General features: G+C 33.6%; 13 protein-coding genes. 8 read left to right on the top strand and 5 right to left on the bottom strand.

The genetic code is table 11. The features are described from left to right. Positions 1-1,749 precede the first annotated feature (1,749 nt). On the top strand, positions 1,750-1,932 hold the full coding sequence (locus ACFIKE_RS00505) for a hypothetical protein (protein ID WP_015856659.1): 183 nt from the start codon (positions 1,750-1,752) through the stop codon (positions 1,930-1,932). On the opposite strand, the gene ACFIKE_RS00510 is transcribed toward ACFIKE_RS00505, so the two are convergent. Continuing rightward, complete coding sequence (locus ACFIKE_RS00510) at positions 1,856-2,170, bottom strand: helix-turn-helix domain-containing protein (RefSeq protein WP_007347852.1); 315 nt, start codon at positions 2,168-2,170, stop codon at positions 1,856-1,858. The two genes, ACFIKE_RS00505 and ACFIKE_RS00510, sit on opposite strands and share 77 nt — an antisense overlap. Positions 2,171-2,781: 611 nt before the next feature. Here ACFIKE_RS00510 and ACFIKE_RS00515 point away from each other — a divergent pair. From ACFIKE_RS00515 to ACFIKE_RS00530, 4 genes are all read left to right on the top strand, one after another. Beyond that, positions 2,782-2,907: a hypothetical protein gene (locus ACFIKE_RS00515; RefSeq protein ID WP_375626164.1), complete on the top strand. Its 126-nt coding sequence runs from the start codon at positions 2,782-2,784 to the stop codon at positions 2,905-2,907. 21 nt (positions 2,908-2,928) lie between these two features. After that, a complete protein-coding gene (locus tag ACFIKE_RS00520) occupies positions 2,929-3,177 on the top strand; it encodes a hypothetical protein (protein WP_375648143.1) in 249 nt (82 codons plus the stop codon). Between the two features lie 308 nt (positions 3,178-3,485). Further along, positions 3,486-3,797 (top strand): hypothetical protein, encoded by a 312-nt coding sequence (locus tag ACFIKE_RS00525; RefSeq protein WP_375626160.1) that lies wholly within the window; start codon positions 3,486-3,488, stop codon positions 3,795-3,797. 52 nt (positions 3,798-3,849) lie between these two features. Continuing rightward, positions 3,850-4,032, top strand: a complete 183-nt coding sequence (locus tag ACFIKE_RS00530; RefSeq protein ID WP_375626159.1) for a hypothetical protein — start codon at positions 3,850-3,852, stop codon at positions 4,030-4,032. Positions 4,033-4,539: 507 nt separating this feature from the next. Here the strand turns inward: ACFIKE_RS00530 and ACFIKE_RS00535 are convergent. Together ACFIKE_RS00535 and ACFIKE_RS00540 are read right to left on the bottom strand one after the other, a co-directional pair. Continuing rightward, a complete protein-coding gene (locus tag ACFIKE_RS00535; protein WP_375626157.1) occupies positions 4,540-4,719 on the bottom strand; it encodes a YegP family protein in 180 nt (59 codons plus the stop codon). A 390-nt stretch (positions 4,720-5,109) separates the two neighbouring features. Then, on the bottom strand, positions 5,110-5,649 hold the full coding sequence (locus ACFIKE_RS00540; protein ID WP_375626155.1) for a helix-turn-helix domain-containing protein: 540 nt from the start codon (positions 5,647-5,649) through the stop codon (positions 5,110-5,112). Positions 5,650-5,995: 346 nt separating this feature from the next. Between ACFIKE_RS00540 and ACFIKE_RS00545 the strand changes: the two genes are divergently transcribed. Continuing rightward, positions 5,996-7,048, top strand: coding sequence for a DUF475 domain-containing protein (locus ACFIKE_RS00545; RefSeq protein ID WP_375627044.1), 1,053 nt, complete (start codon positions 5,996-5,998; stop codon positions 7,046-7,048). Between the two features lie 455 nt (positions 7,049-7,503). On the opposite strand, the gene pncA is transcribed toward ACFIKE_RS00545, so the two are convergent. Both pncA and ACFIKE_RS00555 read right to left on the bottom strand, forming a co-directional pair. Continuing rightward, positions 7,504-8,112 (bottom strand): bifunctional nicotinamidase/pyrazinamidase, encoded by a 609-nt coding sequence (gene pncA / locus ACFIKE_RS00550; protein ID WP_375627046.1) that lies wholly within the window; start codon positions 8,110-8,112, stop codon positions 7,504-7,506. Between the two features lie 46 nt (positions 8,113-8,158). Further along, positions 8,159-8,695 (bottom strand): hypothetical protein, encoded by a 537-nt coding sequence (locus tag ACFIKE_RS00555; RefSeq protein WP_375648144.1) that lies wholly within the window; start codon positions 8,693-8,695, stop codon positions 8,159-8,161. 171 nt (positions 8,696-8,866) lie between these two features. Here ACFIKE_RS00555 and ettA point away from each other — a divergent pair, with 171 nt between their 5' ends. Both ettA and ACFIKE_RS00565 read left to right on the top strand, forming a co-directional pair. Further along, a complete protein-coding gene (gene ettA / locus ACFIKE_RS00560; RefSeq protein WP_375627050.1) occupies positions 8,867-10,516 on the top strand; it encodes an energy-dependent translational throttle protein EttA in 1,650 nt (549 codons plus the stop codon). 672 nt (positions 10,517-11,188) lie between these two features. After that, a complete protein-coding gene (locus tag ACFIKE_RS00565) occupies positions 11,189-12,127 on the top strand; it encodes an ArsR/SmtB family transcription factor (RefSeq protein WP_375627052.1) in 939 nt (312 codons plus the stop codon). The last annotated feature ends 899 nt before the right edge of the window (positions 12,128-13,026 follow it).

Genomic DNA, 13,026 nt, shown 5'->3' on the forward strand with positions numbered 1-13,026 from the left:
GTAGCTCAATTGGTTAGAGCCAGCGGCTCATAACCGCTTGGTTGGGGGTTCGAGTCCCTCCGGGCCCACCAATAGGGGAATGTCCAATAGAAAAATGGATAGCTATAAAAATTTTGGGATTCTACCTTTTTCGTTTTTTATTTATTTTTCTGTTTGTTCTAAAATCATTTGTCATTGTTTGTTGCTGTTTTTTCTATCAGTCGCTTTAATATAAAGTGACGGTATGTTTTTTAGTCTCATTAAAGAAGTGCTCTCATTTGAAACATTGTAGCATTTGGATTAACTGATATGTGGCGCTATTTATTTTTTAATTCATATACTGTTTTGTACTTTTTCTGTATAATGTTCTTCATAAAATAGAAGGCTAAAAGCTTCATTGAATAAGTTTATTTATGCTTGTTCTGCAAATAAACAGATCCCAATAAGACTAATTTTAAAGATTGTACCTTTTTAGAACAAATGGCTCAAAAAACATGTAGTGTAAATTTACTTTTTTTGAGTGATGTTAATGTCTTTTAGACGTTCGAATAGCGTTATCGTGATGAAAGGTTGTATATAAGAGAATGTGATCCATAGGTGTTCACATATATCATGGGGGCAACGATGATAGCATTTGTTGATATTTTCTTTTTCCCAAGAGAGGCGTTCTATTTGATTTTTGAGAAATATTATTCATAATGACGGTGGCGTGTTCTCTGAAAAGAATTTCATCAATCGTTCTTTGAAAAGTCAATTGAGCGATTGTTTCTATCGCTTTGCATTATCTAGATTTTATTGTAATAGGAATTTTATTATTCTGTAAGAAATGTTTTCTATGATATTGGAAAATTCGTTAAAATGCCATTTCCTGTTTTTGTGTATTTTTCGCTTAATGCTCAAATTATAGAGTTTTCATGTAATCCAAATTATTATTGAAGAGCAGAAGTCTTTTTTGATTTTACTCTCATAAGGGATTGGCAATATTTCGGTAAAGCTAGCACTTTTTGGTATTGCTAATATTTTTCTCGTATTGATTGTGTAGAGAGTTTTCTCTCTTATGAAAAATTATTGGCAGAGAGGGTAATTTTTTTTGGAAAAGTATACTTTTCTTCAAAATCATACTTTGAAAATATAATTCTTCATTTACATAAGGGAATTTCTCTCTTGTGGTAAATCTGCGATACAATTTACGTACAAAGATTATGCGTGGTGATTCGTTTTATTTTTTAATAGTATCATTTTTGCTTATGATAGAGACTTATATTAGTATTTACAAGGTGCGTTTAGAGGGGAGGTTACCTATAAATGTGTTACAGAGTTTTAGGTAGTGTGGCTCTGTTTATAAGAATTTATTCCTATAACATTGTTATATTCTTGCTTTGCAATATTGTTTAAAAAACATAGATGGTGCTATGTAGAATAAAATTGTGATATATTTTTTTCAAAAAAGCTTTTTCGTGTTCTCTTATATAGAGTTCAGGAGTGTCTTCAGGGATATTTTCACATTAGTTTGTTATTGGTCCGAATCACAAGATATGCGTAACATTATTCGCATTTTTGATAGATCATACCAATTTTCATAAGAAGATCTGGATCGTGTGATGCTTTCTGTTTCACCATGGTACATGACTAATAGAACTTCATCTGATTTTGTAAAATAAGTTTGTACACAATTGCTTCCATACTGCCTATTGCAAATATTTTTTTCTAAGGTATGAGAGATATTTAAACGCTTTAGCGTTATATAGTTTGACTACATGGAGTATGACTATGAAGAATGATAAAAAATTTGAAACAACTTTATCTGATATTATTGTGAAATGGGAGTCTTTATCGACGTCTCAAAAGCAAGCGATATTGGATAGAGTAGAAAATTCTACAGATTCTGCTCATTCAACAGAACATTTAAGGCTTCAATCTTCTTTTTATCTCCAGACGAAATCAAAGTTATGAGTTTTAAGTCTTCATCGGAGATGTTGAAACCAGTTATTACATATATGGCACTAGCATTTCCCAGTGTGTTCAAAATAGCCATGAGTTTATCTACTGAAGGCCTCTTTCCTCCATTTATCATTTGTTGGACGTAATTTTGTCCACAGCCTGCAGCTCTGCTTATTTCAATCATTGTTCGTCCGTCACTTTTAATCAATTCAACTAAGCGTTGGAACCAATCTTTTTCAGTCTTTGTCATTTTTAGACCTTTACATATTTACGCTATAGCGTTAATATTGCGCTGCGAATCCAGAATATATGATACAAGGAGCGTGAAAATATCCATGTGTAGCTCTTCGCTAATGAAGCATATAGAGTTGTTTTTAACTAATAACAAAATGTCCCCATACACTTTCAGATTCGAATCAATAAAAAATGGTTGCTTAGTTCCACGGTTGTGAAGAAGTAAATGTGTATACCGGAAACGGCGATACACACTCGTATGTTTATGAGATTTCACTGTGATAGTATACGTAGCAGCATTATAAATCAAGATATACCCCAACATCAGAATTTGTAAAAAAAATTCTGCGTTGAGGTGGTGTGTGAGTATAACGAAGCTTTAGAGCCTTAAGATATAGGATAATGGCTGTAGAAAAAATGTAAATTCATAGGCAAAGAATACTGATTTCTCCTCTATTGTAATAAATTAGATCACTATCAGATGGTATATCGTATATATGCGTTAAAAAAATTGGGAAATATCAAAAAAGTGATCTTGGATATTTTATTAAACAGGAAGGTAATCTGAGTCACAAAAGTGGTTGTTTGGGAGGGGGGTACATTCGATTAATGCCCTTATGGGGGTGAGTGTGTTTTTATGATGCTGCGGTTTATAATGAAGTCTGTGTTTACAATGATATTGTTATTGATAACAATGCATTAACATATGGTTGTGTAGTCGTTCGTAAGAGTTTGCATGTTTATGAAAGATAAGAACTTTATAGTTATTCGAATATGAGTGGAGATGCATATGTTTACGTTAATACGGTCTTTTTTGATCAAGTTTTGAATGCTCAATGTATTGAATTTTATGGTGATACTCGTGATTATAGAAAGGCTCGAGTTTATAGTGATGCTTTAATTTATGGTGATGTAAAGATTTTTGGGAAGGCAAAATTTTACAGAAATGCTGTGCTTTGTGACATTGATGATTTTTGTAATAATGAAGAACTTTCATATATAGCCGCATTCCCCATGGCGTAAAAAGGAAGATAGGAACGATTTGGGCAAGGCTTGTACGATTGCGTTGCGTCGTTAGTTTTATTTGACGTTCCTTATTTTTTGTTTTTTGTGTCAATAAATGTGTCGCAAATAATTGGTGTAAGCGTGTAGATTTAGCCGCTTTCAGGGATTTTTTTGCGTCATTTATCAATGGCTTTAATGGAGAAAATAAGAATGCCGAGAGTGATTGTTCACACTTGGAACATGCGGTTTATTGCATTCTTTTTTTGATTGAGGATGAAACAAATTGGTCAAGATGATCACTTGAGCGACAATTAAGGGAGATCCAAATGAGTGTAAACGAAATTTTATTGGGAGCAATGGTTGTTGTTTTGTTGTGCAGTGGGGTTATATTTCGGTTTTCTTTATATTATCGCAGTCAAGTGAAAATTTTAAAAGAGGAATCTAGAAGAATAAAGCATGAGTTTTTAAGAGATTCTATGAAGATGACTGAAGAACGAGATAGAGCTATTAGAGAGCAAAGTATGGTGATTAAAAGACGTGACCAAGCAATTGAAAAACTGAAAAAACAAATTAAACAATATGAAAAAAATGAAAAGAAATATCAAAAAATGCTTAAATCTGAAGATGATAAAGAGTGATTGTATTTATATTTTGCATTAAAGGGCTTGGAAATGTGTTAGGAAGATTGGAATGACGAGAGAGATAAACTTTAATGAAGCCAATTATGATGCTGATGGAGGGATTGTATTGAAAGAGAATATTCAAGTTTACTCTGATTTTATGAAAACATTTAAGTTTATAAGACAGAGCGTCTTTGATTATAAAATAAGAGTTTATGATGATAAACCAGTTTATAGGTATGCTGGTTATTAAAAAGCGCGTCTATACAATCCATTATGCTTGAAACAATTTTGCACGTTCCTTTTAGATATAAGATATAAATGCGACGATAGTTTCAGCTAATATGTCTAAAAAATTGCATGATAATAGAAAGAAAGAGATATTTGCTTTTTATGAAGATGAAATGGGTAAGTCAGTTATGATTATCAGATACAGAAGAGGAATATAAAGGTAAAAGACATTAATATCTAGTAGGGTAATTATATTTCATCATTGATGATTTATCTTCTTTTCATGTGCGTTTATTTTTATGAAAGATAAAAGACTTAAAAGAGTTTCTTTTTAATAAATGCTATAGAGAGTTGAGTATGATTGAAAACAAACATAGTAATATGCAAGAATTTGACTGTTATTTGTGATTGTTAGAAATAACACAAAAGATTCATCCCACTGAGGGAAAAAAAATCACTTTTTATTTGTCACAAAAGTAACTCACATACCATTATATAAAATAAACGCTTGTTCTAATGGTAAAGAACGTTAGAACTGTAGTTCTCTAATAAGAGCCTTATGTGTAATTTCTTTGATTTGTTCAATATTGATTAGGATATCTTGTTTTGTTGGATAACCTTTACTAGAAAAAGCAATTTTTTGTGCATCTCCTGAGATTAAACGCCAGTACCATTGATTGTGAACTCCTTGAAACACCTCAAAATACATGCTTCCCACCTCATAAAACAGCTGATAATTTTCAGGATAAATATTTAACTAATCCGTCTTTGAACATTAATGTATGTCTCTATAGGAACTCGTCAATATATTTCCCTTAAATTTTCTGACCTTAAAAAATAATTTCTATGAGAGCTATTATTCTTTTAACAAGAAAAAATTTCTTGTCAATAAGATATGAATGAAAATTTTATACTAAAAATTATTTTTTTAATTTAAAGACATTATACTTTTATTTACAATGGAAATATTTTTATTGTCGTTATAGAAACAAATTTTATAAATTATACAAAATCTTACCAGCATGGATAAAGTGAAAAATATTTTTCTCCATACTGGTAGAGCTTAATCATTTCTTGTTTTTTCTTTTAAAATAGATGTTTATTGATTAGCGATAACCTCTTTTTGGGATACGCTTCGAATGAGTAAATCAATGAATAAGCTAAGAGTATAAGAATTGGCCATTTTAGCTTTCATGTCGATCAGAGAGGTTGTAGTTTTAGGGTTAAGGCCATTAGATAAACCTTGTCTTGACAAATATTGCTGCAATTTTTCATAAGAGCTGTCGATTTTCTCTTTATTTAGTTTTTCGTTACGCTCACCATTGGCAAGTGTTTCTTCCAGTCCTTCGATTTTTTTAATAAAATAATTCCAGTCAAAATCACCTTTTGTATATTCGGTGTCAAACATTTTTCCTTGTCCAGTTAAGAGCCAATTAATATTGACACCATATAACGTGCGGTATGTTTGTAAAACACTAAGATTGGGTTCTCTCTCCCCACGCTCATAAAAAGCAATAGAATTTTTTGTCATGCTAAAATTTTTAGCTAAGGTTTCACGTGATGGATCGCCTAAAGCAAGACGTACATAACGCAAACGTTTTCCAAATATGGTTTTTGATTCAGTTTCAGGACGTGCCACGAATTATCTCCCTCAGTAAATCATCATGGTATAAATCATTAAATAATAAAAGCACACTATGTATTAATATTCTATGATATAATGTCAATATTTATAGCTTTAATTTCTTTTTATTTTTTTATTTTTCGTGGATAGAAAGAAATATTTCGCTTACTGTATTGACAATTGATATTCATTTCAAAACAAAATTCTCTGTTTGCTACATTTGTCTCTTGCTTTTTTTGAGAGAATTTTCATGTAACTTTACCATATATATTCTATACACCTCTGCATTAATAGATGCAAACTTTGGATTTGTCCTGGGTGTGCTTTAGATGAATTAGAAAATAAACTTTGAGGAATGATCATGGCCCTATTACGCTATTTTGGGTTTGCTTTTTTTTTCACGATTATTGGTGTCTTTTTAGGAGGGGTTATTGGTTGGTTTGAAACGGAAAGTATTACTGGTTTTCTTAAATATTTTTTTATTTGCTTTGTTTTAGGAGTTTTGGAAATTTCTTTATCGTTTGATAATTCTATTATCAATGCGCGTGTTCTTAGTAGAATGGATCCGTTGTGGCGTCGTCGTTTTCTTATATGGGGCATTTTGATAGCTGTATTTGGGATGCGAATTGTTTTTCCATTATTGGTGGTTGTCGTTGCTGTTGGGATTAATCCAATTGCGGCAGTAAAATTAGCGATATGGGAACCACATCGATATGCTGAAGTTTTAATCGATGCGCATATGGGGATTGCTGCTTTTGGAGGCACTTTCCTTATGATGGTTGGCTTAAAATATTTTTTTGATTCTGAAAAAGAGGTACATTGGCTTAATGTTATAGAGAGACCTGCTCAAAAGTTTGGGGCGCTTGTTGGGATTGATATTGCAATTGTTTTGATTTTGATCTTGTTTGTTTCAGGGCAGATTGACACAGAAGATAAAATGACTTTTTTATTGGCAGCCCTTTATGGACTTTTGACCTTTATCGGTGTTGAAGTTGTCGGTCATCTCTTGGATACCCCTCAAAAGACTTTAACAACAGTAACTCACGGGGGAGTAGGGGCGTTTCTTTATTTAGAAGTTCTTGATGCTAGTTTTTCTTTCGATGGCGTGGTTGGTGCTTTTGCCTTTTCACATAACCTTTTTATTATTGCGATAGGTCTTGGTATCGGTGCATTTTACGTTCGTTCTATGACAATTATGTTGGTTGAATCAGGAACATTATTGCATTATCGTTATTTAGAGCATGGTGCTTTTTATGCAATTTTAGTTCTTGCAGTGATTATGTATCTGCAAACGATTATATCGGTTCCTGAAGTTTTAACAGGACTTGTGGGAGTCTGTATTATTGGAATGGCATTATATTCTTCGATTCGTTTTAAGCATCGTCAATTGGATAAACATGTTGTGTCTAAGTAATGGAGATTTCTTCTTTTCTCAGGCTTTTGTTTATCACATATCTTTGAATAGAAAGAGGTCTTTTATGCAAAATAAAATACTATTTTATTGCTTATTTGTGTTTTTATTTTAAAGTTGAGTCCATTGCATGATACTACTCATGAAGGGAATAGTGTAAAATCTTTAGGGTACTTTTTGACCTAAATATAAGACAGAAAGCTGATGCTATACTTTTTACCAGCTTTCAATATTATGATAAGTTCTTGCATTTAATGGTTCATAAGAAGCATTTTTACTGTTTTTTTGAATGATTTTTATTCATACATTGATTCTCTTTATAACGTGTAAGAGAATGGTTTTGAAACAGGTTTGAAATCAGAGAATTTACGATATTCTAGACTTTCACTTAAATATGTGAAAAATAATTTATCCTTTATAAATCAGTATATTATAATAGTAGATTAGAGAAGAATATTTTAAGAGACCATTAAAAGTTCTATACCAGCTTCGTTCATAGTTTTAAGCATAGTGTTTAGTGATCCGTTTACATCAATACCAGCACAGGCATTTAATGAAACACTGACTTTAAAACCGCATTGTATAGCGTGAAGAGCAGAAAATCCGACACAAAAATCAGTTGCTAAGCCACACATAATGAGCTTGGTAAAACCATGTTCTTTGAGATAAACTTGTAAACCTGTTGGTGTTTTTTGATCATTTTCAAGAAAAGCAGAATAGCTATCCATTTTTTGATTATAGCCTTTTCTAAGGATAAGTTGTGCCTTTTCCACTCTAAGAGATGGATGAAATTCTGCTCCTTGTGTTCCTTGTATGCAATGATCAGGCCAAAGTATTTGAGGACCGTAGTCAAGAATGATGGTATCATAGGGCTTTTTTTCAGGATAGCAGGAAGCAAAGCTGCAATGGTTTTTGGGATGCCAGTCTTGGGTTAAGATAACGTGGTCAAAATGATTTATGAGATTATTGATGGCGGGTAAAATAGCATCACCTTGTGGTACGGCAAGTGCTCCACCTAGTAAGAAGTCATTTTGAACATCAATGACGATTAAGGCTTTTTTTTCCATAAATATATTCCTATACGAGATGAGCTTTTATCGTATTTTTAAAAAGCTATATGTCGTCTTGAAGTTTTGAAATGATGTGTTGGATATTGATATTATTTTTATAATTATCAAGCCAAAAGAGGGGGATGGATAAGTTTTTACAATTGGTTTTATAGTTTTTTACGAATTGTAACCACGTACCAATGGGAAGTGCACTGTATTCATTTTTTGCTACGTGTTGATGCAAAGCTTTCATGATCATTGGGCTTGGGACGTCAGATCCCATAAGGCGGCGGTCGTTTTGTAAACGTAATTTAAGCCATATCAAGGCAAGGGGTGAAGTCCATTGCTTCCCGTAGCAAAAAATCGATGAAAAAAGAGAAGGATTTTTTACTGCGTAATATAAAGCCCATAAAGCGAAAAAAGAAGGCGCATAGAGAATTGCTTTTCTTTGTGGTACCATATTACATTGATAAGTTGGTTTAATACGATAAAAATGCAATGTTATATCTGGTATGGAAAAGAGAGGTAATGTTTGATAACAGGTTTCAGGTACAGCTAAAAAGATTTGCTTTTTGCTTTTTGGGGGGATGTTTTTTTGCATTCAGGACCATACTGGGGCTTGTGAGATTAGAAAAAATGTACCAATATAAAGCGAAAAGCTTTTGATACGATGTAAGTGCTATTTACTGTACAGTTTCAAAAAGCAAAATCAGTTTTTTTCAAAATCCTAATCTTTAATATCGCACAATATGCACAATATAAAGAGAAATTTATGGCACGTCAATTTATCTATCATATGGCTGGGCTTAACAAGTCTTACGGCAATAAAAAAGTTCTAGAAAATATTCATTTGTCTTTTTATCCAGATGCGAAGATCGGTATTTTAGGGCCGAATGGTGCAGGGAAGTCAACTATTTTACGTATTATGGCTGGGCTAGATAAGGAATATACGGGAGAAGCATGGATTTCTGAAGGAGCACGCTGTGGCTATCTACCACAAGAACCTTTGCTTGATGCGAGCAAAGATGTGCGTGGCAATGTGATGGAAGGTGTTGCAGATAAACAAGAAATTCTTGAGCGTTATAACGAATTGATGATGAATTATAGCGAGGAAACGGCTGATGAAAGTGCACGGCTTCAGGACATTATTGACAGTCAGAATCTTTGGGATTTAGAAAGTCAAGTGGAAATGGCTATGGCTGCTCTTGGTTGTCCGCCAGCCGATGGGGATGTAACAAAACTTTCGGGTGGTGAGAAGCGGCGTGTTGCACTTTGTAAATTGCTTTTGTCAAAACCTGATTTGTTACTTTTGGATGAACCGACAAACCATTTAGATGCTGAAACGACGGCTTGGCTTGAAAGGCATCTACGTGAATATCCTGGGGCTGTGCTTTTGATAACCCATGATCGTTATTTTCTCGACAATGTAACGGGTTGGATTTTAGAGTTAGATCGTGGGAGAGGTATTCCTTATGAGGGGAACTATTCTGCTTATTTGGGGGCTAAAGCTAAGCGTTTGGCTCAAGAAGGCCGTGAAGAGGCAGCGCGTCAACGTGCTTTATCACGTGAGCAAGAATGGATCGCTTCTAGTCCAAAGGGGCGACAAGCAAAGTCAAAAGCTCGGATTAAGGCTTATGATGAGTTGGTTCAAGCAGCACGTGAGCGCCGTCCTGGAGAGGCGCAAATCATTATTCCTATTGGAGAAAGATTAGGACAGGTTGTTATTGAGGTTGATAATCTCTCTAAGGCTTATGGTGAACGTGTATTGATTGATTCTCTTTCTTTTAAACTTCCTGCTGGTGGCATTGTCGGCGTTATTGGGGCCAATGGTATGGGAAAGTCGACCTTGTTTAAAATGTTGACGGGACAGGAACAGCCCGATTCAGGTCAAATACGTATCGGTGAAACAGTTCACATGAGTTATGTGGATCAGAGTCGCGATTCCTTGGTGGGGGATAAAACTGTTTGGGAGGAAATTTCTGGTGGAAATGACATTATTAAATTAGGTAAATATGAGATGAATAGCCGCGCTTATTGCGGGGCTTTTAATTTCAAGGGGGCAGATCAGCAGCAGAAGGTGGCAAATTTATCAGGAGGGCAGCGCAATCGCGTACATTTGGCGAAACTTCTAAAAGAGGGGGGGAATGTGCTTCTTCTTGATGAACCGACAAATGATCTTGATACTGAAACATTGGGTGCATTGGAAGATGCATTGGAAAATTTTGCTGGTTGTGCAGTTATCATATCGCATGATCGTATGTTTCTTGATCGATTGGCAACACATATTTTAGCCTTTGAAGGTGATGGTCATGTAGAATGGTTTGAAGGTAATTTTGCTGAATATGAGGCTGATAAAGTTCGTCGTCTTGGGGCGGAATCTCTTAATCCTAAGCATGCAAATTATAAACCTCTTACACGCTAGAATTTTTTATCTTATCTCAACTTTGTTGGAATAATAGTGTGTTTTATTGCGTTTTTTATTTCATAAATAAAGTGCGTGTGTACTCTGTGTAAGTTTTTATTCATTGAAAAGAGTAAGAGACACTTTATGAAATTATGACCTAAATAGGGTTATTCTACTCATGATATATAACCGGTTATTGCTTGTAAAATTGCAATGAAAAGGAGTGGATGAAGAGTATAGTACTATTTCTACAAATGCTCTGGTCATTGAGCATTGTCATCTTTACTTAATAAAAATGCAAGCTGGCACCATCATGTTATTTATTTTTTCTCAATGGTACGCAGTTCTTGTTTTGAGATGACTATAAAAAGTATTTTTATCCATATGTCTCCTCTGTTTATGAGCTGTAAGAGAATAATTTGGATTGATTTATCATGAATCGATTTGAAATGAGGAAAATTTACGGTATTCCGATGTTTTATTCAAGTTGAAAATGATTAATTGTTATTATAAATCAATGCATTATCATTATAACGAGAAGCAGAGAGATGAGATCTGTTCGTTTTTTACAGTAGCCTATTTTTTTATAGTATAATAAAATAGAGAGAACAAAATAGATGAGAATATGCGTTTTATGCTTGACTTTTTTTTCTGTAAACAAATGTTTATAAGAATGTTTAAGGGATAATTATGAAAAAAAGTGCAAGTTTAGATGCAATGATTGTGCTGCTAAAAGCGGTCGCAGAAATAAACCATTTACGTGTTCTTACGCTCTTGCGTCATGAAGATTTAACAATTCCTGATTTTATTTTTATTCTTGATCAGTCGCAAGCGTGTATATCACGATATTTACGTTTGTTGTACGAAGCACGATTGATTGAGCGTTATCAGAAGGGAGATAGCCTTTATTTTAAGCTTTGTCATGATTTTTTGGGTAAAGACATTGTGATGGGTGTTCTTTCGGCTTTACCAAAGCATGATATGTTGTTAGCGCATGATTTAGAACGTTTGAAGGATGTTAAAAAGCAGCGTCAAAAAACGAGGAAGAAGCATTTTTTACAAAATACGTTGCAATGGGATGTATTACGGTCATCCTATATGGCAGATCATGGTGTGGAAAACGCTTTACTTGAAATCATTGGCGATAAACCATTTCAAACGATGCTGAATATTGGAATAGGTGGAGACTCTGTCTTAAAATTGTTTTCTAATCTTTATACGCATGCGGTTGAAGTTGTGCTTGATAGCAATGTTTTTCACTTGTCTGTTGGAGATACAACTTTTGATTTAGTTATTCTTCATTGGGTTTTACATTTTCTTGAAAATCCTGAAATGTTTCTTCATGAGATATCAAGTGTTTTGCGTCCTCATGGACGTTTATTGATTGTGGATTTTGGTTATCATAAAATTGAGTCTTCATATTCTGATCAAGCACATACGCGTTTTGGATTTTCGGCTTTACAAATAGAACAATGGCTTAAAAATACAGGACTTGTTCTAGAACAAACGGTTTGTCTTACTCCTATACAAAATGAAAACAGTGAGAAGGGTATGGTTACGCTTTGGCTTGCTCGTGATCCGCGTTTATTAGTTGACGATATCAAAGATAAACAAGTCGATTTTGCATAAATCGCGTTTGTTGACCTGCTTTATTCTCTGATTTTTCTTAAGGAATAGCGTAGAGATAAAACTTTATTCAATCATTGATAATCTATTGTTTTTTACATTTGTATTATGTTTTTATATGAGAGTATTGGTGTTTTACAGGGGCTTGGTGGCTGTGTACTGTGTAATGAAAGCACCTTCTATAGAGATAAGCCTATGAGGATCGTTATTTAAGGTGTCTTGATATCATATTTGTTTTATTAGCCAATATATTGATTTTTTAGATTTCAATGAGAGGCTCGAATATAGGAATATTTTTTCATTTCAAATTTCTTGTTTCAGAATCCAAAAGAGTCTGTTTGTTTGTTACAAGAGAAGATATTTATCTAAATAATACCGTTTGTAAAAGGAAATACATATTTCTAAATATGAGAGCGGCGGCGATATGATGTAATAGCGCATAATATAATATAGTGATGGCTCATACCTTCATAAATGTCAAAAATGGTGGTACCCAATAGATCTTACGATGTTTCTTTAAAACAGGTGCTTAGATAAGAAGTACCTTGGAATTTTTAGTGAGGGGTGCAAAAAGATGCTCTAAAAAGACGAAGGGGTAAAAGGGTAAGACAATGCATGATTTTCATTATTTAAAACACAGCGTTATGAGCATGTTTGAAATTCGTAAAGGCAAATGAAAGGGATGGTAAAGACGGCAATAGGTTTTTATTTTTGGGCCTTTATGTTTTTTATCCATATGCTTTTTCTTGTTTGTGATGTGCCGTAGTATGGCTATTCATTGATTCAATAGACGAAGATTTAAAATAAGGGAATCTTACGTTCTTGAGATCTCTCATGTAAGTTGTAAAATGATGCGTTATGATTGTAAATCAATGCATTATTTACGTTAGAAGAACAGACTA

This window comes from Bartonella sp. MU70NMGDW, from assembly GCF_042194085.1.
Classification (GTDB): Bacteria; Pseudomonadota; Alphaproteobacteria; order Rhizobiales; family Rhizobiaceae; genus Bartonella; species Bartonella grahamii.